At 72.1% G+C, this 25,506-nt stretch carries 19 protein-coding genes; 14 read left to right on the plus strand and 5 right to left on the minus strand.

Translation table 11 applies throughout. The features are described from left to right. Positions 1–8: 8 nt before the first annotated feature. From kdpA to kdpC, 3 genes are read left to right on the plus strand one after another with little or no spacing between them, the layout of a single operon-like run. Positions 9–1,685: a potassium-transporting ATPase subunit KdpA gene (kdpA, locus tag A6A06_RS07890; protein ID WP_073760455.1), complete on the plus strand. Its 1,677-nt coding sequence runs from the start codon at positions 9–11 to the stop codon at positions 1,683–1,685. Continuing rightward, entirely contained in the window at positions 1,682–3,841 is a 2,160-nt protein-coding gene (kdpB, locus tag A6A06_RS07895; RefSeq protein ID WP_073760457.1) for a potassium-transporting ATPase subunit KdpB, read from the plus strand. Before kdpA ends, kdpB begins: the two co-directional genes overlap by 4 nt. Before the next feature lie 7 nt (positions 3,842–3,848). Continuing rightward, complete coding sequence (kdpC, locus tag A6A06_RS07900; protein WP_073760459.1) at positions 3,849–4,502, plus strand: potassium-transporting ATPase subunit KdpC; 654 nt, start codon at positions 3,849–3,851, stop codon at positions 4,500–4,502. Between the two features lie 89 nt (positions 4,503–4,591). Here kdpC and A6A06_RS07905 read toward each other — a convergent pair whose 3' ends face one another. Then, complete coding sequence (locus A6A06_RS07905; protein WP_073760461.1) at positions 4,592–5,161, minus strand: GNAT family N-acetyltransferase; 570 nt, start codon at positions 5,159–5,161, stop codon at positions 4,592–4,594. A 254-nt stretch (positions 5,162–5,415) separates the two neighbouring features. Here A6A06_RS07905 and A6A06_RS07910 point away from each other — a divergent pair, with 254 nt between their 5' ends. Further along, positions 5,416–5,844 (plus strand): hypothetical protein, encoded by a 429-nt coding sequence (locus A6A06_RS07910; RefSeq protein ID WP_199930748.1) that lies wholly within the window; start codon positions 5,416–5,418, stop codon positions 5,842–5,844. An 89-nt stretch (positions 5,845–5,933) separates the two neighbouring features. Here the strand turns inward: A6A06_RS07910 and A6A06_RS07915 are convergent, their stop codons facing one another. Together A6A06_RS07915 and A6A06_RS07920 are read right to left on the minus strand one after the other, a co-directional pair. Next, a complete protein-coding gene (locus A6A06_RS07915) occupies positions 5,934–6,263 on the minus strand; it encodes a transcriptional regulator (protein WP_073760463.1) in 330 nt (109 codons plus the stop codon). Then, the gene (locus tag A6A06_RS07920) at positions 6,250–6,444 is read right to left on the minus strand and encodes a hypothetical protein (RefSeq protein WP_073760464.1); all 195 of its coding nucleotides are present in this window, start codon (positions 6,442–6,444) and stop codon (positions 6,250–6,252) included. Before A6A06_RS07920 ends, A6A06_RS07915 begins: the two co-directional genes overlap by 14 nt. A 257-nt stretch (positions 6,445–6,701) precedes the next feature. On the opposite strand from A6A06_RS07920, the gene A6A06_RS07925 reads away from it, so the two are divergent. From A6A06_RS07925 to A6A06_RS07940, 4 genes are all read left to right on the plus strand, one after another. Continuing rightward, entirely contained in the window at positions 6,702–9,269 is a 2,568-nt protein-coding gene (locus A6A06_RS07925; RefSeq protein ID WP_073760465.1) for a sensor histidine kinase, read from the plus strand. A 124-nt stretch (positions 9,270–9,393) separates the two neighbouring features. Further along, on the plus strand, positions 9,394–10,077 hold the full coding sequence (locus A6A06_RS07930; protein WP_073760466.1) for a response regulator: 684 nt from the start codon (positions 9,394–9,396) through the stop codon (positions 10,075–10,077). A 79-nt stretch (positions 10,078–10,156) separates the two neighbouring features. After that, positions 10,157–10,555, plus strand: a complete 399-nt coding sequence (locus A6A06_RS07935) for an OB-fold nucleic acid binding domain-containing protein (RefSeq protein ID WP_073760467.1) — start codon at positions 10,157–10,159, stop codon at positions 10,553–10,555. A 3-nt stretch (positions 10,556–10,558) separates the two neighbouring features. After that, positions 10,559–11,419, plus strand: a complete 861-nt coding sequence (locus A6A06_RS07940; RefSeq protein WP_073760468.1) for a DUF3159 domain-containing protein — start codon at positions 10,559–10,561, stop codon at positions 11,417–11,419. A 108-nt stretch (positions 11,420–11,527) separates the two neighbouring features. On the opposite strand, the gene A6A06_RS07945 is transcribed toward A6A06_RS07940, so the two are convergent. Continuing rightward, entirely contained in the window at positions 11,528–12,196 is a 669-nt protein-coding gene (locus A6A06_RS07945; RefSeq protein WP_073760469.1) for a potassium channel family protein, read from the minus strand. Continuing rightward, positions 12,193–12,861 carry a potassium channel family protein gene (locus A6A06_RS07950; RefSeq protein ID WP_073760470.1) on the minus strand — a complete coding sequence of 223 codons (669 nt, stop codon included), beginning with the start codon at positions 12,859–12,861 and terminating at the stop codon, positions 12,193–12,195. Before A6A06_RS07950 ends, A6A06_RS07945 begins: the two co-directional genes overlap by 4 nt. 379 nt (positions 12,862–13,240) lie before the next feature. On the opposite strand from A6A06_RS07950, the gene A6A06_RS07955 reads away from it, so the two are divergent. The 6 genes from A6A06_RS07955 to A6A06_RS07980 all read left to right on the plus strand — a co-directional run. After that, positions 13,241–15,271: an NAD(P)-binding protein gene (locus A6A06_RS07955; RefSeq protein WP_073760471.1), complete on the plus strand. Its 2,031-nt coding sequence runs from the start codon at positions 13,241–13,243 to the stop codon at positions 15,269–15,271. Between the two features lie 130 nt (positions 15,272–15,401). Next, positions 15,402–16,493, plus strand: a complete 1,092-nt coding sequence (locus A6A06_RS07960; protein WP_199930749.1) for a PucR family transcriptional regulator — start codon at positions 15,402–15,404, stop codon at positions 16,491–16,493. Between the two features lie 189 nt (positions 16,494–16,682). Next, positions 16,683–17,276 carry a hypothetical protein gene (locus A6A06_RS07965; RefSeq protein WP_073760473.1) on the plus strand — a complete coding sequence of 198 codons (594 nt, stop codon included), beginning with the start codon at positions 16,683–16,685 and terminating at the stop codon, positions 17,274–17,276. Positions 17,277–17,430: 154 nt separating this feature from the next. Further along, positions 17,431–19,440 carry a hypothetical protein gene (locus tag A6A06_RS07970; protein ID WP_073760474.1) on the plus strand — a complete coding sequence of 670 codons (2,010 nt, stop codon included), beginning with the start codon at positions 17,431–17,433 and terminating at the stop codon, positions 19,438–19,440. Between the two features lie 280 nt (positions 19,441–19,720). After that, a complete protein-coding gene (locus A6A06_RS07975; RefSeq protein WP_079193886.1) occupies positions 19,721–24,673 on the plus strand; it encodes a DNA repair ATPase in 4,953 nt (1,650 codons plus the stop codon). 301 nt (positions 24,674–24,974) lie between these two features. Beyond that, the coding region (locus A6A06_RS07980; protein WP_199930750.1) for an APC family permease at positions 24,975–25,506 on the plus strand (532 nt) is incomplete at its 3' end.

Here is a 25,506-nt window from a genome sequence, read left to right on the forward strand (position 1 = left end):
GCGTCCCGATGAGCCCCACCCTGGCCGGCGTGCTCCAGCTCACCGCGCTCGTCGCGGCGCTCGCCCTGGCGTACCGCCCCCTCGGCGACCACATGGCCGCCATGTACAGCTCGCGCAAGCACCTGCGCGTCGAAAAGGTGATCTACCGCTGCATCGGCGCCGACCCGGACACCCAGATGCGCTGGCCCGCCTATCTGCGCGGCGTCCTCGCCTTCTCCGTGGCCGGTCTGCTCTTCCTCTACCTGCTGCAGCGCCTGCAGGGCGTCCTGCCGCTGTCGTTCGGCTTCGCGTCGATCAGCCCGGACCAGGCGTTCAACACGGCCGCGTCGTTCGTCGCGAACACGAACTGGCAGTCGTACAGCGGCGAACAGGCCATGGGGCACGTCGTGCAGACGGCCGGCCTGGCGGTGCAGAACTTCGTCTCGGCCGCGACCGGCATGGCGGTGGCCATCGCCCTCGTACGCGGCTTCGCCCGGACCCGTACCGGCGAACTGGGCAACTTCTGGGCGGACCTGGTACGCGGCACCGTGCGGGTGCTGATACCGATCGCCGTCGTCGGCGCGCTCGTGCTGGTCGCGTGCGGCGCGATCCAGAACTTCTCCGGCATCCACGGTCTCGGACAGTTCCTGGGCGGCACCCAGCAGACCAACGGGGGCGCGGTCGCGTCCCAGGAGGTCATCAAGGAGCTCGGTACCAACGGCGGCGGCTACTTCAACGCCAACTCGGCCCACCCGTTCGAGAACCCGAACGGCTTCACCAACCTCTTCGAGGTCTTCCTCATCCTGGTCATCCCGTTCGCCCTGACCCGTACCTTCGGCCGGCTCGTCGGCAACGTACGGCAGGGGTACGCGATCCTCGCCACGATGGGCGTCATCTGGCTCGGCTTCACCGCCCTGATGATGTGGACCGAGTTCGCCCACGGCGGCCCGGCGCTCCAGGCGGCGGGCGCGGCGATGGAGGGCAAGGAGAACCGCTTCGGCATCGGCGGCTCGTCGATCTTCTCGGTCGCCACGACCCTCACCTCGACCGGCGCCGTGGACGCCTTCCACGACTCCTTCACGGCCTTCGGCGGCGGCATCCAGCTGCTGGGCATGATGCTCGGCGAGATCGCGCCCGGCGGTGTCGGCTCCGGACTGTACGGAATGCTCGTGATGGCCGTGATCGCGGTGTTCATCGCGGGCCTGATGGTGGGCCGGACGCCCGAATACCTGGGCAAGAAGATCGGCACCCGCGAGATCAAGCTCGCGGCCTGCTACATCCTCGTCACCCCCACCCTCGTGCTCGGCTTCACCGCCGCCTCGATGGTGCTGCCGGACGCGCTGGGCTCGATGCTCAACACCAAGGCGCTCGGCGCCGGCCCGCACGGCTTCTCCGAGGTGCTGTACGCGTTCACCTCCGGCGCCAACAACAACGGCTCCGCCTTCGGCGGCCTGAACGCCAACACCCCCTGGTACAACACCACGATCGGACTGGCGATGCTGCTCGGCCGCTTCCTGCCGATGGTGTTCGTGCTGGCCCTGGCCGGCTCCCTCGCCGGGCAGCAGCCGGTCCCGGAGACGGCCGGCACGCTCCGTACCGAAAAGCCGCTCTTCGCGGGGCTGCTGGCCGGCACGATCCTGATCATCACCGGCCTGACGTACTTCCCGGCGCTGGCCCTCGGCCCGATCGCGGAGGGGCTGTCATGACCACCGACGTAAACGACGTACAGCACGAGGAGCGCCGCTCCATGTCCACCGCTACCCCGACCCGCGCGCCCCACCAGGACGTACCGGGCGGGCCCAAGCCGGACGGTGACGGCCGCGTCGGCGGCGGTCTCTTCGACCCCAAGCAGCTCGTGAAGTCGCTGCCGGACGCGCTGCGCAAGCTGGACCCCCGGGTGATGGTCAAGTCCCCGGTGATGTTCGTGGTCGAGGTCGGCTCGGTGCTGACCACCTGCTTCGCCGTCGCGTCCCCCTCGGACTGGTTCGGCTGGGCCATCGCCGTCTGGCTCTGGCTCACCGTGATCTTCGCCAACCTGGCGGAGGCGGTCGCCGAGGGCCGCGGCAAGGCGCAGGCGGACACCCTGCGCAAGGCCAAGACGGACACCGTGGCGCGGCGCCTGGAGGGCGGTACGGAAACCCGGGTCCCCGGCACCGGGCTGCGCGTCGGCGACCTCGTCGTGTGCGAGGCCGGCGACATCATCCCCGGTGACGGCGATGTCGTCGAGGGCGTCGCGTCGGTCGACGAGTCCGCCATCACGGGCGAGTCGGCGCCGGTCATCCGCGAGTCCGGCGGCGACCGGTCCGCGGTCACCGGCGGTACGAAGGTGCTCTCCGACCGCATCGTCATCAAGATCACGACGAAGCCCGGCGAGACCTTCATCGACCGGATGATCAACCTCGTCGAGGGCGCCGCCCGGCAGAAGACGCCGAACGAGATCGCGCTGAACATCCTGCTCGCCTCGCTCACCATCGTCTTCCTGCTGGCCGTGGTGACCCTCCAGCCGTTCGCGATCTACGCGGGCGCCGAGCAGCCCATGATCGTACTGCTGGCGCTGCTGGTCTGCCTGATCCCGACGACGATCGGCGCGCTGCTGTCGGCCATCGGCATCGCGGGCATGGACCGCCTGGTCCAGCGCAATGTGCTGGCGATGTCCGGGCGCGCGGTCGAAGCCGCCGGCGACGTCTCCACGCTGCTGCTCGACAAGACCGGCACCATCACCCTCGGCAACCGCCAGGCCGCCGAGTTCGTCCCCGTCAAGGGCGTGACCGAGGCCGAGGTCGCCGACGCGGCCCAGCTGTCCTCACTCGCCGACGAGACCCCCGAAGGCCGTTCCATCGTCGTCCTGGCCAAGGAGAAGTACGGCCTGCGCGAACGCCACCAGGGCGAACTGGCCGACGCCGCCTGGGTGCCCTTCACCGCCCAGACCCGCATGTCGGGTGTGGACGTGACCGAGAACGGCACCGCCCGCAGGGTCCGCAAGGGCGCGACCGGTTCGGTCATCGCCTGGGTACGGGAGCGGGGCGGCACCGTCCCCGACGACGCCGACCGGCTCGCCAACCACATCTCCGAGGCCGGCGGCACGCCGCTGCTGGTCGCCCTGGAGGACGAGCGCGGCGCCCGCGTCCTCGGCGTCATCCACCTCAAGGACGTCGTCAAGGACGGCATGCGCGAACGCTTCGTCGAGCTGCGCAGGATGGGCATCAAGACCGTCATGATCACGGGTGACAACCCGCTGACGGCCAAGGCCATCGCCGACGAGGCGGGCGTCGACGACTTCCTCGCGGAGGCCACCCCCGAGGACAAGATGGCGCTGATCAAGCGGGAGCAGGCGGGCGGCAAGCTGGTCGCCATGACCGGCGACGGCACCAACGACGCGCCGGCCCTGGCCCAGGCGGACGTCGGCGTGGCCATGAACACCGGCACCTCGGCCGCCAAGGAGGCCGGGAACATGGTGGACCTGGACTCCAACCCGACCAAACTCATCGAGATCGTCGAGATCGGCAAGCAGCTGCTGATCACCCGGGGCGCGCTGACCACCTTCTCGATCGCCAACGACGTCGCGAAGTACTTCGCGATCATCCCGGCGATGTTCGCGGTGGCCTACCCGGGCCTGGACACCCTCAACATCATGCGGCTGCACAGCTCGCAGACCGCGATCCTGTCCGCGATCATCTTCAACGCGCTGATCATCATCGCGCTCGTACCGCTGGCCCTCAAGGGCGTGCGCTACCGGCCGGTGAGCGCGGACCGGATGCTCCGCCGCAACCTCGGCATCTACGGACTGGGCGGCCTGATCGCCCCGTTCATCGGCATCAAACTCATCGACCTGCTCATCTCTGCGATCCCCGGGATCGGGTGACCCCCTCATGAACAACGCGGTACGCAACAACGCCCGCCTCCTCGGCGCCGGCCTGCGCGCCCTGCTCGTCCTGACCGTGATCTGCGGCGTGCTCTACCCCCTGGCGGTCACCGGCGTCGCCCAGGCCGCCTTCCACAACAAGGCCAACGGCTCCGAGGTCCGGCAGGACGGCAGGACCGTCGGCTCCGAACTCCTCGGCCAGCGCTACGACAAGGGCACGGACGCCAAGGGCAACCCGATCCCCGACCTGCGGTACTTCCAGCCACGGCCGTCCGCGGGCCTCGGCAGCAACCGGACCAACGGCGTCAACACCCAGTACGACCTCCAGGTCTCCGGCGCCACCAACCAGGGCCCCACCAACACCGACCTCATCGCCGCGGTCAAGGAACGCAAGGAGTGGGTCTCCCGGACCTACGGCGTCCCACAGTCCCGGATCCCGGCGGACGCCGTCACCTCCTCCGGCTCCGGCCTCGACCCGGACATCTCCCCGGCATACGCGGAACTCCAGGTCACCCGAGTGGCAAAAGAAAACCACCTGGACCGCACGAAGGTCGAACGCGTGGTGGAGGACGTCACACAGGGCCGGGTACTGGGGTTCATGGGGGAGCCGCGGGTGAATGTGCTGAGGCTCAATATGGGGTTGAGGGAACTCACCAAGTAATCCGGGAGCCGGGGACGGCCAGGGCGTTTCTGATGGATCTCCGTGGGCGTCGCGATTCTGCGGAGATCCGTCAGGAGCGCCCTAAGCGGCTACCAGACGTCCCCGTCCCGCCAGTCGCACGCCAGTTGGTCCTTGAGGTTCAGGGGGGTGTTGCCCTGGAGGACGTAGATGGCGCCGTCCTCGTCCTTCGTGTGCTGGAGGCCGGTTGGGGAGAGGACGGCGGAGGGGCCCTGCCAGAGTTGCCAGCCGCGGGCGGTGTAGAAGGGGACGGCGTCGGCGGAGGCGCTGAGGGCGCCCAGGTCGTAGGCGTTGTGTATGACCTGTTCCAGGGCCGTCATCATGGCGGCGCCGTGTCCCCGGCGGCGCCGGTCCGCGCGGACGCCGACGCCTTCCACGTAGCCGCAGCGCAGGGAGCGGCCGGCGTGCAGCATCCGGCGCTGTACGACGGAGGCGTGGCCGATCAGCTCCGCGCCCTCCCACACCAGGGCGTGCATGCCGCCCAGCGCGTGGTCCCAGTCCTCCTCGGACATGTCGCCCGCGAAGGCGTCCTGGAGGAGTGCCTTGGCCGCGGCGCGGGTGTGGGCGTCGAGTTCCGCGGTGTGCGCGAGGCGAGTGCGTGTGAGGGGGGTGGGGGTGAGGTGGGTGTGTGCGTCCGTCATGCCTTCTATGGTCGGGGAGCTTGGCGGGGGTGGGGCGGCGTGACGGCGTAATGGCGTCACGGCGTGCTGCCCGTGTGGCTTTGTCATGTACTGCTCCGCCGTGATGGGATGGCTCGGTGAGCATGCCCGCAGCCCCGCCGTACCCGCCCGGTCAGCCGTACGCCCAGCCCAGCGGCCCGCCACCGCGCCTGGATACGGGCTGGGAGCCGAAGTCCACCCGCTCGCGGCCGGTGCTGATTCTGTGTCATATCGGGATGTTGCTTCACTTCCCCGTCCATGTGGCGATGTGGGTCGCCGTGTTCGCCCTGGTGCTCGCGTTCGGGCTCGTGGGGGAGATCGTGCTCGCGGTGCTCTTCTTCCTGGAGAAGCCTGCGCTGCGGCTGATGGAGCGCACGTTGAGCTTCGTTCCCGTCCGGCCCAAGTGGTGGGCGACGTGGCGGGAGATCCGCCATGAAGGAGAGCCCGGCTTCCCCCGTACCCGCATCGAAGAGGAGCTGAACGGGCGGAAGCCCAAGATCACCACCGCGCCGCTCCGGGCCCACCTCTATCGGGGCATCGGACCGCGCGCCGCCCTGGAGATCGCCGCGTCGCTCGGCTGGCAGCTGGACCACAGCGTCCCCGCCCGCCCGAGGGCCGAGCTGAACCTGCGCCGCATACCGACGCAAGGTGACCTTCCGCGCTGACGTACGGGGTGAACCTGCGCATGGGGTGTACCTACGCACGGGTTGAGCTGACGTACGGGCTGAAGGTGTTTTCACCGCTCGCCTCGGCATCAAGGGCTTGCGCCGTCGGTGCCCCCGCCCGCCGTGCGCCGTGACTCCTCGACGATCCGTCGCAGGGCCGCCGCGTGTGCCTCCAGCGCTGCCCGTCCGCCGTCGCTGAGGTTCACCCAGGTGCGGGGGCGCTTGCCGACGTAGCCTTTCCGTACCTCGACGTACCCGTGCGATTCCAGCGTGCTGATCTGCTTGGACAGGGCGGAGGGGGACAGCCCGGCCGACTCCTTCACCCAGCCGAACTCGGCCCACTGCGCGCTCGCGAGCAGGGACACGATCGTCAGCCGGGTGGGGTCGAGGAGCACCGGATCGAAGTCAGCGTGTGCCATCGGGGGCGCTCTCTCCCGCGCGACGGCCGCCGCGTACGGGCCGGCCCAGCACGGCCGAGCCGCGGCGAGTGTTGAGCAGTGCGACGTAGCCGACGGCGAGCAGTCCGAAAGCCGCCGTGGGATGGGGGCCGTCGAGGCCGTCGAGGCCCTTGAGGCCGGACGGTGAGGGCGCCGATGCCATGGATGTCCCCTTGAGGGCCGGTTGCTCCAGTGAAACTTGTTTCCTGCTAGGAAAGTAGTTTCCCGGAGTTCGGTGCGTCAATGGGGCCCGGGGGAGGGGCGGGAGTGTCCGGGTCCGGTTCCCCGGATTCCCGTATCAGAGTCGCGTCAAGACCTGGCCCGAAGCCGCTACCTGCACCTTTTGTGGCGGTGTGGGGTCGGTAGGGTCGCCTCAGGTTCAGCCCGGTGGGGGCGGCCTTCACGTAAGACAATGGGGCCATGGCACGCGGCAAGCTACGGATCTACCTCGGCGCTGCACCGGGCGTCGGCAAGACGTACTCGATGCTGTCCGAGGCGCACCGGCGGGTGGAGCGCGGTACGGACGCCGTGGTGGCGTTCGTCGAGCACCACGGCAGGCCCCGTACGGAGGTCATGCTGCACGGCCTGGAGCAGACCGGGCGCGCGGAGCTGGACTACCGGGGCTCGGCCTTCACCGAGATGGATGTGGACGCGGTGCTGCGCCGCGCCCCGGCCGTGGCGCTCGTCGACGAACTCGCGCACACGAACGTGCCCGGCTCCCGCAACGCCAAGCGCTGGCAGGACGTCGAGGAGCTGCTGGAGGCCGGGATCGACGTGATCTCCACGGTCAACATCCAGCACCTGGAATCGCTGGGCGACGTCGTCGAGTCGATAACCGGTGTGCGGCAGCGCGAGACCGTGCCGGACGAGATCGTCCGCAGGGCCGACCAGATCGAACTGGTCGACATGTCGCCCCAGGCGATCCGGCGCCGGATGGCGCACGGCAACATCTACAAGTCGGACAAGGTGGATGCCGCCCTGTCGAACTACTTCCGGCCGGGCAACCTGACCGCGCTGCGGGAACTGGCGTTGCTGTGGGTCGCCGACCGCGTGGACGAATACCTCCAGCAGTACCGCACCGAGCACAGCGTCTCGACCATCTGGGCGGGACGTGAACGCATCGTCGTCGGGCTCACCGGCGGCCCCGAGGGGCGCACGCTCATACGCCGTGCCTCCCGTATGGCGGCCAAGGGGTCGGGCAGCGAGGTCCTCGCCGTCTACATCGCGCGCAGCGACGGGCTGACCTCCGCCTCGCCCAAGGAACTCGCCGTGCAGCGCACCCTCGTCGAAGACCTCGGCGGGACGTTCCACCACGTCATCGGCGACGACATACCGAACGCGCTGCTGGAGTTCGCGCGCGGGGTCAACGCCACGCAGATCGTGCTGGGCTCCAGCCGCCGCAAGACCTGGCAGTACATCTTCGGACCGGGCGTCGGCGTCACCGTCGCCCGCGACTCGGGGCCCGACCTCGACGTCCACATCGTCACGCACGACGAGGTCGCCAAGGGCCGCGGCCTGCCCGTGGCGCGCGGCGCCCGGCTCGGCCGGACCCGGATCATCGCCGGCTGGCTGGTCGGCGCCGTCGCGCCGGTCCTGCTGTCGCTGCTGCTCACCGCCATCGACAACGGCCCGGGACTGGCCAACGACGTCCTGCTCTTCCTCTTCCTGACCGTCGCCGCCGCGCTGCTCGGCGGGCTGATGCCGGCGCTCGCCGCGGCCGCCGTCGGCTCGGTGCTGCTGAACTTCTACTTCACCCCGCCCACCCACTCGATCACCATCGCCGACCCCAAGAACATCGTCGCCATCCTGATCTTCTTCGCGGTCGGCGTCTCGGTCGCCTCCGTCGTCGACCTGGCCGCCCGCCGCACCCACCAGGCGGCGCGGCTGCGCGCCGAGTCGGAGATCCTCTCCTTCCTGGCGGGCAGCGTGCTGCGCGGCGAGACGACACTGGACGCGCTGCTGGAGCGGGTACGGGAGACCTTCGGCATGGACTCGGTCGCGCTGCTGGAGCGGGCCGGCGACGTCGAGCCGTGGACCTGCGCCGGCCGCGTCGGCGGCAGCGGGGACGGCGACCCGCAGGCCAGGCCGCTGCAGCGGCCCGAGGACGCGGACGTGGACATGCCGGTCGGCGACCACATGGCGCTGGCGCTGACCGGCCGGGTCCTGCCCGCCGAGGACCGCCGCGTGCTGGCCGCCTTCGCCGCGCAGGCCGCCGTCGTACTGGATCGCCAGCGGCTGGTCGGCGAGGCGGAGCGGGCCCGCGAACTGGCCGAGGGCAACCGCATCCGTACGGCGCTGCTGGCCGCCGTCAGCCACGACCTGCGGACGCCCCTGGCGAGCATCAAGGCGTCGGTGACCTCGCTGCGCTCCGACGACGTCGCCTGGTCCGAGGAGGACGAGGCGGAGCTGCTGGAGGGCATCGAGGCGGGCGCCGACCGGCTGGACCACCTGGTGGGCAACCTCCTGGACATGTCCCGCCTGCAGACCGGTACGGTCACCCCGCTGATCCGCGAGATCGACCTGGACGAGGTGGTGCCGATGGCGCTCGGCGGTGTCCCCGAAGGCAGCGTCACCCTCGACATCCCCGAGGAGCTGCCGATCGTCGCCGTCGACCCGGGCCTGTTGGAACGCTCCGTCGCCAACCTGGTCGAGAACGCCGTCAAGTACAGCCCCGAGGGCGAACGGACCCTGGTCTCCGCCAGCGCCCTCGGCGACCGCGTCGAGCTGCGCATCGCCGACCGCGGCCCCGGCGTGCCGGACAGCGCCAAGGACCGCATCTTCGAGCCCTTCCAGCGGTACGGGGACGCCCCGCGCGGCGCGGGCGTGGGCCTGGGCCTCGCGGTGGCCCGCGGCTTCGCGGAGGCGATGGGCGGCACGCTCGCCGCCGAGGACACCCCCGGCGGTGGCATGACCATGGTCCTCACGCTCCGTGCCGTACCCGGCGGGCCGCCGGTGCGGCCCGATCTCCCGGCCCAGGCGACGACGTGAGCGCGCGCCCCGCCGGGTCCGGAGCGGCACCGCGCGTGCCGCCTCCCGGCCCCCTGGAGCCGCCATCCAGCCGACACCCCGCGGGCGCGGCCCGGCGGGTTTCCCCACCACGAGGAGAACGACAGTGAACCGGGTGCTTGTGGTCGATGACGAGCCGCAGATCGTACGGGCCCTCGTGATCAACCTGAAGGCGCGCAAGTACGAGGTCGACGCCGCCCCCGACGGGGCCACCGCCCTCAAGCTGGCCGCCGCCCGCCACCCCGACGTGATCGTCCTGGACCTCGGCCTGCCCGACATGGACGGCGTGGAGGTGATCAAGGGACTGCGCGGCTGGACCCGGGTGCCGATCCTGGTGCTCTCCGCCCGGCAGACCTCCGACGAGAAGGTCGAGGCGCTGGACGCCGGGGCGGACGACTACGTCACCAAGCCCTTCGGGATGGACGAGCTGCTGGCCCGGCTGCGGGCCGCGGTGCGCCGCGCCGAGCCGACCGGGCCCGCCGAGGACGAGGTGGTCGTGGAGACCGACGGCTTCACCGTCGACCTCGCCGCGAAGAAGGTCAACCGCGACGGCCGGGACGTGCGCCTTACGCCGACCGAGTGGCACCTGCTGGAAGTCCTGGTCCGCAATACGGGCCGTCTCGTCAGCCAGAAGCAGCTCCTCCAGGAGGTCTGGGGGCCCTCGTACGGCACCGAGACCAACTATCTGCGGGTCTATATGGCACAGCTGCGCCGCAAACTGGAGAGCGACCCCTCGCACCCCCGGCACTTCGTCACCGAGCCGGGGATGGGCTACCGCTTCGAGCAGTGACCGCGGGCCCGCGGCAGCCGGGCGGTCCGGCGGCGTGCGGGGCGTGATCCCGGGTCCCGCACACCGGTACGCTGGCCTCATGAGCGCTGGGACCCGATCCGAGAAGCCGGCAGGCCGTTTCCGCCGGATGCTCGACAGGCTGTCCTCCTCCGAGGAGGAGCTGGAGTCCGCCGAGCTGCAACAGGACGCGCAGAACACCGGCTGCACCCGCATCTGCGACTGCGACGACCGGCAGATAGTCAAGGTCACCGGCACCCTGCGGCACGTCACGCTGCGGCCGCGCGCCGGTGTGCCCGCCCTGGAGGCGGAGCTGTTCGACGGCTCCGCCGCACTGGACGTCGTCTGGCTCGGCCGGCGTGCCATCACCGGCATAGAGCCGGGCCGCAAGCTCATCGCCTCGGGCCGCATCTCCATGAGCCACGGGCGCCGGGTGCTGTTCAATCCGAAATACGAACTCCGACCACTCGGACAGGAGTAGCCGGTGACGTCTGACGACCGACCGAACCGAACCACCGGACCGGCCGGCGAGCCGGTCCACGAGCAGGACGCCGCAGCGGACGGCAGGGCCGTCACCGAGGCCGCCCTGTTCGAGGCCTTCGGCGGCGTGCGCGGCATGGTCGAGACCGTGCTGCCCGGCCTGCTGTTCGTCACGATCTTCACGGTCAACAAGGACCTGCACAGCTCCGCCATCGCCGCGCTGGCGGTCTCGCTGGTGCTGGCGGTCGCCCGCCTGGTGCGCAAGGACACCGTCAAGCACGCCTTCGGCGGCGTCTTCGGAGTGGCCTTCGGCGTGGTCTTCGCGATGATGACCGGCAACGCCAAGGACTTCTACCTGCCCGGCATGCTCTACACGCTGGGCCTGGGTGTCGCCTACATCGCCACCACGCTGGCCGGTGCGCCGTTGATCGGCCTGATCCTGGGGCCGGTGTTCAAGGAGAACCTCTCCTGGCGCACCCGCAACCCGGGCCGCAAGAAGGCGTACGCCAAGGCCAGCTACGCCTGGGGCGCGATCCTGCTCGCCAAGTGCGCGATCCTCTTCCCGCTGTACTGGTGGGCGGACACCACGCACCTGGGCTGGATACTGATCGCGCTGAAGATCCCGCCGTTCCTGCTGGCGGTCTGGCTCACCTGGGTGTTCCTGGCCAAGGCGCCGGCGCCGATCGACGTCTTCGCCGAGATGGAGGCCAAGGAGAAGGCCGAGGAGGAGGCGAAGGCCGCGCGGGAGGGCCGGGTGACGGAGAACGACGTCCTGGACCGGGTGGCCGACGACCTCTACAAGGACGTCACGCCGCAGGCGCTGGCCGCCGAGCCGCCGGGCCGGGCCGGGCGGCACCGGGCCTGACACCGGGCCGTACGGACGGCGAAGGGCCGCGTACGAGTACGAACGGCGAGGGGCCGGGAACCCATGGGTTCCCGGCCCCTCGCCGTTACGGGTGCGTCCCGCCCGGTGTCACGCCTCGCGGCGTACCGACAGCAGGTCCTCCAGCTGCTCCTCGCGCGACTGGGCCGCGACGAACAGCAGCTCGTCACCGGCCTCCAGCGCGTCCTCCTTGTTGGGGGTGAGCACCCGGTTGCCGCGGATGATCGTGACCAGGGAGGTGTCCTCCGGCCACTGGACGTCGCCGACCAGGGTGCCGGCCAGTGCCGCCTCCGGGGGCAGCGTCAGCTCGACGAGGTTGGCGTCGCCGTGGCTGAAGCGCAGCAGCCGTACCAGGTCGCCGACGCTCACCGCCTCCTCGACCAGTGCCGACATCAGACGCGGGGTGGAGACGGCGACGTCCACTCCCCACGCCTCGTTGAACAGCCACTCGTTCTTGGGGTTGTTGACGCGGGCCACCACCCGCGGCACGCCGTACTCGGTCTTGGCGAGCAGCGAGACGACGAGGTTGACCTTGTCGTCGCCGGTCGCCGCGATGACGACGTTGCAGCGCTGCAGCGCTGCCTCGTCCAGCGACGTGATCTCGCAGGCGTCGGCCAGCAGCCACTCCGCCAGCGGCACCCGCTCGACCGAGATCGCCGTCGGCGCCTTGTCGATGAGCAGGATCTCGTGCCCGTTCTCCAGCAGCTCGCCGGCGATGGACCGGCCCACCGCGCCCGCGCCCGCGATAGCGACCCTCATGCCTGCGCCTCCTCGGGCCCTTCGGCGAACACCGCTTCCACCTTCTCGACCTCGTCGGTGCGCATCATGACGTGCACCAGGTCGCCTTCCTGCAGCACGGTCTGGGACGTCGGCAGCATCGCCTCACCCAGCCGGGTGAGGAAGGCGACGCGTACGCCGGTCTCCTCCTGCAGCTGACTGATCTTGTGGCCCACCCAGGACGGCGAGGTGTGCACCTCGGCGAGCTGGACGCCGCCGCTCGGGTCGCGCCACAGCGGCTCGGCCCCGGAGGGCAGCAGCCGGCGCAGCATCTGGTCGGCGGTCCAGCGCACGGTGGCGACCGTGGGGATGCCCAGCCGCTGGTAGACCTCGGCGCGCCGCGGGTCGTAGATCCGGGCCGCGACGTTCTCCACGCCGAACATCTCGCGGGCCACCCGGGCCGCGATGATGTTGGAGTTGTCGCCGCTGCTGACGGCGGCGAAGGCGCCCGCCTCCTCGATCCCGGCTTCGCGCAGCGTGTCCTGGTCGAAACCGACCCCGGTGACCCGGCGGCCGCCGAAGCCGGAGCCCAGACGGCGGAAGGCGGTCGGGTCCTGGTCGACCACCGCGATCGTATGACCCTGGCTCTCCAGGGTCTGTGCGAGCGCGGAACCCACCCGCCCGCACCCCATGATGACGATGTGCATCGGCCCCTACCTCGCACCTTTCCCTGTGCTGTGACGCCGGCTGCTTCGACCTGGCGTGTTCGGCGACCACGCTACCTGGCGTGGGGACCGCTGCATCCACGCAGTTCGCCCGCTCGGCCCTCTTCGGCGTTAAGAACGCGACAAGAGAACATAAGCGAAGGGTAAGTTTCCTTGCGGTACGGCCGGGAATCTGGTCCTCGGCCGGGAGCGGGGCGTTCCGCGGCGGGCGCGCCCGGCCTGTCCGGGACCGGCCCCCTTCGCCCCGATCCGGGGCCCGCGACCGGCCGCGATCACGTGCGTGGGGCCCGCTCCGTAAGGCACGCTGAGTGCCGTGTCCACCGTGCCTCAGCAGCCCCAACAGGGCCTAGCCGCCCCTCATATGGTCGTCTGCGGTGACGACGCCCTCGCGCGCCGCCTCGCCGCCGAACTCAAGGACGTCTACCGGGAGCGGGTGACGCTCGTCGTCCCCTCCGCCAGAGAACCGCACCGGCCCCGCATCCCGCCGCCGGCCGGAGCCCTGGGGCGGGCCCAGGCCCTGCTGGGGCGGGTCTCGGCCGCCATGGTGCGGACGCCGTCCGGCGCACCCGATGCCCCCGGCGGCGAGGCCCAGGGCGGCGACGAGCCGCCCGACGAACCCCTGCGGGTCCTGGAGGCGGCCGAGGCCGACGACGACACGCTGGCCGCGGCCGGCATCGGCGCGGCCGGCGCGCTCGCGCTGGTCTACGACGATGACGAGACCAACATCCACGCGGCGCTGCGGGCCCGGCGGCTCAACCCGCGGCTGCGGCTGGTGATCCGGCTCTACAACCGCAAACTCGGCCAGTACCTGGAACAGCTGCTGGACCAGGCCGCGGCGGTCGGCGCCCTGGACGCCGAAGGGGCCGACGCGTCCACCACGGTCCTGTCCGACGCCGACACCGTGGCCCCCGCGCTGGCGGCCACCGCCGTGGCGGGCACCAGCAAGGTCATCGAGGCCGACGGCCTGCTGCTGCGCGCCGTGGAACGCAGCCCCGCCCGGCAGGGCCCGGCCGCCGCCTCCGGGCTGTGCCCGCTCGCCATCCTGTCCGCGACGGCGGACGTGGCCGCGGACTCGCCGGACACACCGGGCGGGGACACCGGACCGTCCGCCGACGACGGCCCGGAACTCCTCCCCGACGACGTCACCGCGGCGGCCGCGGCCGGGCGCGGCTCCGTCGTCCTGGAAACCGTCACCTACCAGGGCCGCCAGCCGCGCCCCGGCGGCCGGGGCCGTCCACGGCGTCCGGAGGGGCGCGGCGGCGCGGGCGTGCGGTGGGGGCCGGGCAGCCTGCGGGGCCGGGGCGTGCCGCTGGGCTCCTTCTTCTCCCGCAGGCTGCGCTGGTCGCTGGCAGGCGTCGTCGGCACCGTCCTCGCGCTGGCCGTCGCGTCCTCCTTAACGACGGGCGACTCCCCGCTGCACGCCACGTACCTCTCGCTCCTCGACCTCTTCGCCATCAACGAACCGGCCATCGGCGAGCCGGTCTCCCGCAAGGTGCTGCAACTCCTGTCCGGCCTCACCGGTCTGCTGCTGCTGCCGGTCCTGGTGGCCGCCGCGCTCGAAGGGCTCGGCACGTTCCGCAACGCCTCCGCGCTACGGCGTCCGCCGCGCGGGCTGTCAGGGCACGTGGTGCTGCTGGGACTCGGAAAGGTCGGTACGCGGGTGCTGGCCCGGCTGCACGAGCTGGGCATCCCCGTGGTGTGTGTGGAGGCGGACCCCGAAGCGCGCGGCATTGCGCTGGCGCGTCGGCTGCGGGTACCGACCGTGGTGGGCGACGTCACACACGAAGGCGTACTGGAAGCCGCGAAGATCCAGCGCGCGCACGGCCTGCTGGCCCTGACCAGCGATGACACCATCAACCTGGAGGCGGCCCTCTACGCCCGCTCGGTCAAGCCCCAGCTGCGGGTGACGCTGCGCCTGTTCGACGACCGCTTCGCCACGGCCGTCTACCGCACCCTGCGCGCCGCGCACCCCCGGGCGCTGACCCGCAGCCGCAGCGTCAGCTTCCTGGCCGCGCCCGCCTTCGCCGGTGCGATGATGGGCCGCCAGATCATCGGCGCCATCCCCGTCGAACGGCGGGTGCTGCTCGTCGCCCGGGTCGAGGTACGCGGCCACGCCGCCCTGGAAGGCCGCCGCATCGCCGACGTGTTCCGGCCCGGCCTGCTGCGCGTCCTGGCCGTGGACACCTCCGCCCCCGGCGGCCCGCCGGACCCCGCGCCCGGCGCTGCCCAGGAAACGCAGGAGCGCGGCCGTGCCCGGCTCGTACAGGAGCTGGGGGACACATACGAACTGCGGCCCGAGGACCGCGTCCTGCTCGTGGCCACCCGCCAGGGACTGGGCGAGCTGGTCTCCCGGCATGCGCGTACCGGGGGAGCGGCCTGGCAGGAGGCGTAGGGACCGGCAGCGGCGGAGCGCCGGGTCCGTTCCGTCCGGCCGCGCGTCGTCCGGCAGGATGGACGTGCTCCGAAGGCCGGGGCGGAGCACGGCGCGGCGGCAGGGAGCACGGACGGTGAAGGACGGCGGGATGTCCCCGGAGTACCTGGAGGGGTACACCACCCTCCTCGCCGAGGTGTCCGACACCGGGCGGCTGCCCCGGCGCGCGGAACTGGACGCACTGCGGGAACTGGGGGAGCGGGCCGCCGAGTCGGGGCACGGGCTCCGCGAACTGGTCGGCCTCTTCCTGGGGGAGACGCGGCGGGTGTGGGGCACGCTGCCCGGGGTGGCGCGGGCCGCGGGCGCCGCGGAGCGGGCGCGTACCGGCGACGCCGTGCTGGGCGCGGTGGACGCCGCCGTCGCCGCGTTCGGCGAAGGACACGAACGCGCGCAGCGGCTCGCCGTACGCCAGGAGGAGGCCGCGCGCCGCGAGTTCGTCGACGACCTGCTGTACGGGCGCAGCGACCTGGGGCGGCTGGCCGAGCGCGCCGAACGCTTCGGACTGCGGCTGGCCCACGAGCACGCCGTCGCCGTCGCCGAGGGCGAGGAGCCCTTCGACGACATCCACCCGGTCGCCCGCCGGGTCGAACGCGAACTGCTCGGCCGGTTCGGCGACCGCGATGTGCTGATCACCACCAAGGAAGGCCGGCTGATCTGCGTCGGCGCGAGCCGCGAGAGCACGGTGCTGGACGCCTTCGCGACGTACGCGCGCTGGCCCGACGTCGGCCGGCCCGGGGCGCGGCGGGTCGCCATCGGCCGGGTGCACTCCGGCGCGGGCGGCGTCGTGCACTCGTACGAGGAGGCCCTGGGGGCGCTGGAGCTGGCCCAGCAGCTGGAGCTGGAAGAGCCGGTGCTGCGCGCCGCCGACCTGCTGGTCTTCCCCGTACTGCTGCGCGACCGCGCGGCCATGGCCGACCTCGTCCACACGGTCCTCGGGCCGCTGACGCAGTCGCGCGGCGGCGCCGGGCCGCTGCTGGCGACCATCGGGGCGCTCGCGGCGTCCGGATACGTGAACGCCGAGGCCGCCCGCCGCCTGAAGGTGAGCGTGCGCACCCTGTCGTACCGCTTGGAGCGCATCAAGTTCCTCACCGGCTACGACCCGTCGGACGGCCTGCAGCGCTTCACGCTGGAGACGGCGGCGATGGGCGCGCGGCTGCTGGACTGGCCGGACAAGCCGCTGTAGGGCACGTCGCGGAAGCGGAATCCGGCCGCTCCTTCTACACTCCGGCCACCGTCGGCGGCAAGACCGTGACCCGTTAACAGGCTATTAGGAACGCGTAAAGATTGCCGGGATCAGGCAATGTGCGGGCCCCCGCCCCCTTGCCATCATCAAGGAACCGGAAGGCACAGACGCGAACGGGGGACGACGGCCATGGGGGACTTCGGGGCATTCGCACGAGCCGCGCTCGCCTTCCCGGCCGTCCTCTTCTCCTTCGCGCTGCTGGTGGTGGCCGCGTACTGGCTGCTGGTGCTGATCGGCGGGGCAGGCGTCGACATCCTCGACGGGGGTGAGGGTGTCGACGGCGGCACCGCCGGACTGCCCGTGACGGTGACCCTCTCGCTCGGCGTCCTGATCGCCTGGGCCGTGTCCCTGGCCGGTGCCGCGCTGACCGAGAGCATGCCGCTGCGCGCCGCCGCACTGGTGCTCGCGCTGTTCGCGGCCTGGGCCGGCACCCGTGTCGCGGTGCGCCTGGCCCGCCGCCTGCTGCCCCCTGAACGGGTGGCCTCACGGGATGACTTCGTCGGCCGGGTGTGCGTCATCCGCACCGGCCGGGTCTCGTCCGACTTCGGCCAGGCCGAGGTGCGCGCCGACGACGGATCGACGGCCATCGTCCAGGTCCGTACGCAGGACCCCGGGCTCACCGCCGGCAGCAGCGCGCTGATCTTCGACTACGACGCCGACGGCGAGTTCTTCCGGGTCGCGCCCTTCGACGCCGCCCTGGACCCGTACGGCCCGGCCGTCTGAGCGCCGTCCGATCACCGACCGGGCCGACCGATCACCGACCGGGCCGCCCGACCACTGACCGGGCCGACCGACCACCGACCGGAGCGCACCGCGGCCCCGGAGCCGTCGCCCGCGCCCGTCGACTGCCCGACACACCGCAGGGACTGATTCACCGATGGATGCCATCACCGTAGGAATCGGCGTGACCGTCGCCGTGGCCGTGCTGATCGTGCTCGTCACGCTCCTCGCCCTCACCCGCCTCTACCGCAAGGTCCACCAGGGCCAGGCCCTGATCGTCTCCAAGTACCGCAAGGTCGATGTGACCTTCACCGGCTCGGTGGTGCTGCCGGTGCTGCACAAGGCCGAGGTGATGGACATCTCGGTGAAGACCATCGAGATCGGCCGCACCGGCCACGAGGGCCTGATCTGCCGCGACAACATCCGCGCCGACATCCGCATCGCGTTCTTCGTACGGGTCAACAAGACCCGCGAGGACGTGGTGAAGGTCGCCCAGGCCATCGGCACCGAGCGCGCCAGCGACGTCGGCACGCTCCAGGAACTGTTCAACGCCAAGTTCTCCGAAGCCCTCAAGACCGTCGGCAAGCAGCTCGACTTCCAGGACCTCTACACCAAGCGCGACGAGTTCCGGGACCGGATCATCGCCGTCATCGGCACCGACCTCAACGGCTACAGCCTGGAGGACGCGGCGATCGACTACCTGGAGCAGACCCCGCTGGAGCAGCTCGACACCGCCAACATCCTCGACGCGCAGGGCATCCGCAAGATCACCGAGCTGACCGCGATCGAGCACGTGCGCACCAACGAGTACCGGCGCAACGAGGAGAAGGAGATCACCCGGCAGAACGTCGACGCCCGGGAGGCCGTCCTGGAACTGGAGCGCCGCCAGGCCGACGCGGAGATCCGCCAGCAGCGCGAGATCGCGACCGTACGCGCCAAGGAGGAGGCCGAGACGGCCCGCGTCCAGGCCGAGGAGCGGCTGCGCTCGCACTCCGCGCACCTGAAGACCGAGGAGGCGCTCGGCGTCCAGAACGAGAACCGCGAACGGGAGATCGCGGTGGCGCAGAAGAACCGCGAACGCGTCATCGCCATCGAGAACGAGCGCATCGAGAAGGACCGCCTCCTGGAGGTCATCGCCCGCGAGCGGGAGACCCAGCTGACCCGCATCGCCGCCGACAAGGAGGTCGAGGCCGAGAAGCGGGAGATCGCGGACGTCGTACGGGAGCGGATCGCCGTCGAGAAGACCGTCGCCGCCCAGGAGGAGGAGATCAAGAAGCTCCGTACGGTCGAGGAGGCGGAGCGCGAGCGGCAGTCGCTCGTCATCCGCGCCGAGGCCGAGGCACAGCAGCGGCTGGTCAAGGACATCAAGGCGGCCGAGGCCGCCGAGCAGGCCGCGGCCCACCGCGCCGCCGAGGCGCTGACGCTGGCCGAGGGCCGGCGCAAGGCCGCCGACCTGGACGCCCAGGCCAAGATCCGGCTCGCCGAGGGCACCCAGGCCGAGGCGGCCGCCGCCGGACTGGCCGAGGTGAAGGTACGGGAGATGAACGCGGTCGCCGTCGAGAAGGCCGGCCGGGCCGAGGCGGAGGCGGCCGAGGCGCTGCTCAAGGCCGAGGCGGCCGGGCTCACCGAGAAGGCCGCGGCGATGGCGGCGCTGGACGCGGCGAGCCGGGAGCACGAGGAGTACCGGCTGCGGGTGGCGGCCGACAAGGAGGTCCGCCTCGCGGGCCTGGACGCCCAGCGGCAGATCGCCGAGGTGCAGGCGAAGGTGCTGTCCGCCGGCCTGGAGAACGCGAAGATCGACATCGTCGGCGGGGAGAGCGTCTTCTTCGACCGGCTGGCCGGCTCGATCGGCGCCGCCAAGGGCCTGGACGCGCTCGTCGAGCGCTCCGAGACGGTCCGCACGGCCGCCGGCCCCTGGCTGGACAAGAACGGGTCCACCTTCACCAAGGACCTCACCACCATGCTCGGCGGACTCGGCGCGGCCGGGCTGCGCGACCTGACCCTGGCGGGGGCCCTGACCAAGCTCATCGACCGGGGCGGCCCGCAGTCCGGGCAGCTCCGGAGCCTGCTGGACGCCGCACACGCCAACGGCCTCGCGGACACCCGGATCGCCGACGCGGTCACGGCTCCGTCCCCGGCCAACGGCGCGGCGGTGGCGGCCGAGTAGCCGCCTCCCGGGGCGGAGCGGGCCGCGGGGAAGTGCTTCCGGGGGGATGCGCTTCCTCGCGGCCCGGCCGCCGCGGGCACACCGGCTGCGTACGGGGCGGACCCCGTACGCAGCCACCACGGACACGTAAGAGCAGCGACCACAAACACGTAAGAGCAGCCACCACGGACACGTAAGAGCTGTTTGGCCGGCAAGCGCGCGCAGGCGGGCGCGCGGCCGTGCGGGCAGGGAGACGGCCCGCGTGCAGGGACAGGAGACGCATCTCGTGCAGGACGACCTCGTGACAGAGACAGGCACCCGCGACGGACAGGACCGCGGCTCCGAGGGCACTCCGTCCCAGGACACCGCCCCCGGCACCGACCTCGCCGACGGCACGTACGAGCTGCTGCGCGACCGACTCGCCGGTGCCGCCGCCGACCTCGCCGACCGGGCCCGTACCCTCAACGCCCGCCGCGTCGAGACCTTCGGCGGTACGGAACTCGCCCTGCTCGGCACCGACGGCCTGCGCACCGCCGACGCCGCCGTGATCCGGGACGCCGCGCAGGTCGGCGGCCTGCTGCTGACCGGCCGCAACGGCCGTCCCGAGCCCGGCGCGCCCGCGGTCACCGTCACGGACGTCTTCGCCCTGCACCGCCTCCACACCACCGGCGACGCCGTACGCCTCGAACCGGCGGAGCCCGGCGCCGTACCCGGACTCCTCGACGACCCGCGCTTCCAGCGGGACTTCGACGAGCTGTACCGCTACTACCGCCAGGCCCGCCTGCTCCGGCTCCACCGCACCGGAGCCCTGCTGCTCGCCGTCTTCCGGACCGGCGAACGGCTCGACGACATCCGCGTACTGCGCTGGAAGATCACCGCGTCCGGGGACGGGGCGGAGCCCGGCACGCCCGTCTACCTGGACGCCAAGGGCGAGCGCGACCACACCGCCGCGCCCTCCCACGACTTCACGTGGACCCCCGCCACCCGCGAGGACCACGTACCCGGCCGCTATCCGCAGCTGTCCGTCCAGGGCGAGGTCTTCCTCTCGACCGCGGGCGGCTCGCTGACCCTGAAGGCCGAGCGCGACACGGAGACGGACGACGGCCTCTACTCCGAACCGGTCGACGAACCCCTCCAGTCCCTCGCCGACGCCGAGGTCGCCCACGCCCGCGTCGGACCGCTGGTCCTGCTGCGCGTCCGCCCGTACAACGAGACCACCGACCGCTACCTGGTCTTCAACACCCGCACCCGCGACGTGCGCCGGATCGACGCGATCGGCCAGGCGTGCCGCGCACTGCCCGAGGACCAGGGCATCGTCTTCCCCGGCGGCCACTACCTCACCAACGGCACCGCCAGAACCTTCGACACCGACACCACCGGCCTCGCCTTCGACCGCGAACACCGCTCCCCGAACGGCGAGGACGTCCTCTACGCGTTCCACGACCGCGCCGAAGGCCGCACCCTCCTCCTCCCGTACAACATCGTCCGCGAAGAGGCCGCCGCCCCGCTGACCGCGTACGGCCACGCGCTCCTCGACGACGGCACCCTGGCCGTGCTGCGCGGCTCCCGCGAGCCGGGCCGCGTCCACCCCGTCCAGATCTGGCACACCCCCTTCGCCTCCGACGCGCACGCCGCGGCGCAGCCGGCCGCGGGCGGACCGCTGGCCCGGATCGGCAACGCCGAGCTGGTACGCGGCGTGTCCGACGCGCTCTCGGTCGCCCGCATGGCCTCCGACATGGCCCCCGCAGGCCCGGTGTTCGAAGCCATCGCCGCCGCGGCGGCGCGGGCCGCGGACCGCCACCACTGGCTGGACGAGACCGCGCTCGGCGCGCTCGGCGAGCCGCTGGAAGCCGTACGGGCCGCCGCCGTACAGGTCGTCGAGGAGTTCGCGCGCGTCACCGAACTGCGCCGCCAGGCCGCCGCCGCCCTCGAAGAGGCCGCGGACCGCACCACCGCGCTGGTCCGGCGGATCCGCGGCGAACAGCCCGCGACCGCCGACGCCTGGGTCCGCAACCTCACCGCCCTCCGCCACGCCCAGGGCCGCCTGGAAACCCTGCGGGAAACCCGCCACATCGACCTGGACCGCCTCGCGGAACTGTCCGCGGGCCTCACCGACGACCTGGCCGCCGCCGGACGCCGGGCCGTCGCGTTCCTCAGCGGCGAGGACGCCTTCGCCGCCACCCACCACACCGTCACCGAGCTGACCACGGAAGCCGCCGCGGTGGCCACCGCCGCCGACGCCGAACCGCTCGCCGCGCGCATCGACGAGCAGGCCGACGGGCTGCGCGTCGTCACCGAGGTCGTCGGCACCCTCGACGTCGCGGACACCACCGTACGGACCGCCATCCTGACCCGCGCCGGAGAGGTGCTCGGCGCCGTCAACCGCGCCCGCGCCACCCTGGACGCGCGGCGCCGCGAACTGCTCGACGCCGAGGGTCGCGAGGAGTTCGCGGCCCGGTTCGCGCTGCTCGGCCAGGCCGTCGCCGGGGCACTGGCCGCGGCCGGCACCCCCGAGGACTGCGACGACGAACTCGGCCGCCTGCTCCTGCAACTGGAGAACCTCGAAGCGCGCTTCGGCACGTCCGACGTACACCTGGAGCGGATCGCCACCCAGCGCGAGGAGATCCACGAGGCGTTCGCCGCGCGCAAGCAGGCCCAGCTCGACGCCCGCGCCCGGCACACCGACCGGCTCGCCGGATCCGCCGGACGCGTCCTCGCCACCGTCGCCCGCCGGGCCGCGGCCCTCACCACCCCCGACGAGATCAACGCCTTCTTCGCCGCCGACCCGCTCGTCGCGAAGGTCCACGCCACCACCGGCGAACTGCGCGAACTCGGCGACGGCGGGCGCGCCGACGAACTCGACGGGCGCCTGCGGGCCGCACGCCTGGAAGCGGCCCGCGCCCTGCGCGACCGCACCGACCTCTACGACGCCACCGGCACCATCCGGCTGGGCCGCCACCGCTTCGCCGTCAACACCCAGCCCGTCGACCTGACCCTGGTCCCGCACGGCGACGACCTCGCGTACGCCGTCACCGGCACCGACTACCGCGCGCCCGTCCACGACGCACGGCTGCTGGCCCACCGCGCCTTCTGGGACCAGCCACTGGTCTCCGAATCGCCGCAGGTCTACCGGGCGGAGCACCTGGCGGCGCTGATTCTCGCGGGGGCCGAGCACGGCACGGGCGCACGGGATGCCGACGCGCCGATTCCGGATCTCGCCGCGCTCCAGGAGGCAGCCGCCGCCGACACGCTCCTCCCCCTCGTCCGCCAGGTGGCCGAAACCCGCTACGACGAGGGGTACGACCGGGGCGTCCACGACCACGACGCCGCCGCGATCCTCGCCGCCCTCCTCCGCCTGCACACCGCCGCCGGGCCGCTCCGCTACCCGCCGCACCTGCGCGCGGCCGCCCAGCTCTTCTGGGCGTACGGCACCGACGACCGCGCCCGCGCGCTGTGGGCCACCCGCGCCCACTCCCTCGCGCGCGCCCGGTCCGCCTTCGGGCCGCCGACGGGGTGGGGCGCGCTCTCCGCCGAGCTGGGCGGGGCGGCGTACGGGTTCCTGCGGGAGGCGGGGGTGGAGCTCGCCGGAGAGACGGCCGACCCGTCGTCGCCCCTCGGCGACTACCTGATGGCCGAGCTGACCGAGCTGACAGAGCCGGCCGACGGCGGCGGCCCCCGCTTCACCACCAGCGCCGCCGCACGCGCCCTGCTGGCCGGATTCCAGGACGCCCTGGGCGGCCCCGACGCGCCCGCCGTCAAGGAACTCGCCGAGGACCTGCGCGCCCTCGACGGGGACCTGGCCGCCCGCCACCAGCTCGTCACCGCCTGGCTCGGCGCGTACGCCCAGGCGCGCGGCACCGCGCCGGACGCGCTGCCCGAAGCCGTCGCGATCGAGGTCTGCGGCCCGGCCCTGCACCGCCGGGAGCTGACCGCGCCGACCGGCGACGACGTGCGCGGCCTCCTCGGCAGCCATCCGCGGATCGCCACCGGCGGCACCCTCCCCGTACGGCTCGACGAGCTGCTCGCCCGCACCGAGGCGTTCCGCCGCAGCCGCGTACCGGCGCACCGCGCCTACACCCACCGCCGCGCCGAACTCCTCACCGCCGAACGCGACCGGCTCAGCCTGGACGCGTACCGCCCCCAGGTCATGTCCGGCTTCGTCCGCAACCACCTCATCGACGAGGTGTACCTGCCGCTGATCGGCGACAACTTCGCCAAGCAGCTCGGCGCCGCGGGGGAGCGGCGCCGCACCGACAGCCAGGGCCTGCTCCTGCTGCTGTCGCCGCCGGGCTACGGCAAGACGACGCTCATGGAGTACGTGGCGGCCCGCCTCGGCCTCCTCCTGGTGAAGGTGGACGGCCCGGCCCTCGGCCACCGCACCACCTCCCTCGACCCCGCCGCGGCCCCCGACGCCGCCGCCCGCCGCGAGGTCGAGAAGATCTCCTTCGCGCTGGAGGCGGGCAGCAACGTCCTCCTCTACCTCGACGACATCCAGCACACCTCGCCGGAACTGCTCCAGAAGTTCATCCCGCTGTGCGACGCGCAGCGGCGGATGGACGGCGTACGGGACGGTGCGGCCCGGACGTACGACCTGCGCGGCAAGCGCTTCGCGGTGTGCATGGCGGGCAACCCGTACACCGAATCGGGACAGCGCTTCCGGCTGCCGGACATGCTCGCCAACCGCGCCGACGTGTGGAATCTCGGTGACGTCCTCAGCGGCAAGGAGACGCTCTTCGCCCACTCCCACATCGAGAACGCGCTGCCCGCCAATCCCGTCCTCGCCCCGCTCGCCGCCCGCGACCGCGCCGACCTCGCCCTGCTGGTCCGGATGGCCGAAGGCGACGACTCCGTACGCGCCGACCGGCTCGCCCACCCCTACGGCACGGCCGAACTGCGGGAGATCGTCTCCGTACTGCGCGGACTGCTCCAGGTGCGCGAGGTGGCGCTGACCGTCAACCGCGCCTATATCGCCTCGGCGGCGCAGGCCGACGCGACCCGCACCGAGCCGCCGTTCCTCCTCCAGGGGTCGTACCGCAACACCGGCAAGATGGCGGCGCGCATCGTCCCCGCGATGAACGACACGGAGCTGGCCTCCCTCGTCGACGATCACTACCGCGGCGAGGCGCAGACCCTCACCACCGGCGCCGAAGCCAATCTCCTCAAGCTGGCCGAGCTGCGCGGCCGCCTCGGCCCCGAGCAGGCGCGGCGCTGGGCCGAGGTGAAAGAGATGTGGAGATCACGGGTGGCCGGGTAGCCGCAGGGGCAGGCACCGGCAGGCGCGGAGGCCGCGTACGGGGACCCGGCCCGTTAAGAAAACGTAGAAATCCCCGGGCGCTGAACAGCGGCCTTTACGAAGGCATGGAAATCCCGCGGCGTTAAGAAGTCGTAGAGAAGAAGAAGGGGCCGGGGAGCGCTGGTCCGCGTTGTGCAGGGACGATGAATGCGCTGGTGGCCGATGTGGCCGCACATTACGGTCCCGGCATACGGGCACATCGCCGCCGCCCGCACGGGTGGCGGGTGGGCGACCACCTTGACGAAGGCTTAGCATCCTCTGCGTGTCCAAACTGACCGACGTGCCCAAACGGATCCTTATCGGGCGCGCACTGCGCAGCGACAAGCTGGGCGAGACCCTTCTCCCCAAGCGCATCGCGCTCCCCGTGTTCGCCTCCGACCCGCTCTCCTCCGTGGCCTACGCCCCGGGCGAGGTGCTGCTCGTCCTGTCCGTCGCGGGTGTGTCGGCGTATCACTTCAGCCCGTGGATCGCGGTCGCGGTCGTGGTGCTGATGTTCACGGTCGTGGCGTCCTACCGGCAGAATGTGCACGCCTATCCGAGCGGCGGCGGCGACTACGAGGTCGCCAACACCAACCTCGGACCCAAGGCCGGGCTGACCGTCGCCAGCGCCCTGCTGGTCGACTACGTCCTGACCGTCGCCGTATCCATCTCCTCCGGAGTGGAGAACCTCGGCTCGGCGATCCCCTTCGTCACCGAACACAAGACGCTCTGCGCCGTCGTCATGATCGCGCTGCTGACGGTGATGAACCTGCGCGGCGTCAAGGAGTCGGGCAAGCGCTTCGCGATCCCGACGT

The organism is Streptomyces sp. CB02923, from assembly GCF_001905005.1.
Taxonomy (GTDB): Bacteria; Actinomycetota; Actinomycetes; order Streptomycetales; family Streptomycetaceae; genus Streptomyces.

Coding starts and splice junctions, on each gene's coding strand:
- kdpA (WP_073760455.1), top strand. CDS start 9: ATGAGCCCCACCCTGGCCGGCGTGCTCCAGCTCACCGCGCTCGTCGCG.
- kdpB (WP_073760457.1), top strand. CDS start 1,682: ATGACCACCGACGTAAACGACGTACAGCACGAGGAGCGCCGCTCCATG.
- kdpC (WP_073760459.1), top strand. CDS start 3,849: ATGAACAACGCGGTACGCAACAACGCCCGCCTCCTCGGCGCCGGCCTG.
- A6A06_RS07905 (WP_073760461.1), bottom strand. CDS start 5,161: ATGACGGACGCACACACCCACCTCACCCCCACCCCCCTCACACGCACT.
- A6A06_RS07910 (WP_199930748.1), top strand. CDS start 5,416: ATGTTGCTTCACTTCCCCGTCCATGTGGCGATGTGGGTCGCCGTGTTC.
- A6A06_RS07915 (WP_073760463.1), bottom strand. CDS start 6,263: ATGGCACACGCTGACTTCGATCCGGTGCTCCTCGACCCCACCCGGCTG.
- A6A06_RS07920 (WP_073760464.1), bottom strand. CDS start 6,444: ATGGCATCGGCGCCCTCACCGTCCGGCCTCAAGGGCCTCGACGGCCTC.
- A6A06_RS07925 (WP_073760465.1), top strand. CDS start 6,702: ATGGCACGCGGCAAGCTACGGATCTACCTCGGCGCTGCACCGGGCGTC.
- A6A06_RS07935 (WP_073760467.1), top strand. CDS start 10,157: ATGAGCGCTGGGACCCGATCCGAGAAGCCGGCAGGCCGTTTCCGCCGG.
- A6A06_RS07945 (WP_073760469.1), bottom strand. CDS start 12,196: ATGAGGGTCGCTATCGCGGGCGCGGGCGCGGTGGGCCGGTCCATCGCC.
- A6A06_RS07950 (WP_073760470.1), bottom strand. CDS start 12,861: ATGCACATCGTCATCATGGGGTGCGGGCGGGTGGGTTCCGCGCTCGCA.
- A6A06_RS07955 (WP_073760471.1), top strand. CDS start 13,241: ATGGTCGTCTGCGGTGACGACGCCCTCGCGCGCCGCCTCGCCGCCGAA.
- A6A06_RS07960 (WP_199930749.1), top strand. CDS start 15,402: ATGTCCCCGGAGTACCTGGAGGGGTACACCACCCTCCTCGCCGAGGTG.
- A6A06_RS07965 (WP_073760473.1), top strand. CDS start 16,683: ATGGGGGACTTCGGGGCATTCGCACGAGCCGCGCTCGCCTTCCCGGCC.
- A6A06_RS07970 (WP_073760474.1), top strand. CDS start 17,431: ATGGATGCCATCACCGTAGGAATCGGCGTGACCGTCGCCGTGGCCGTG.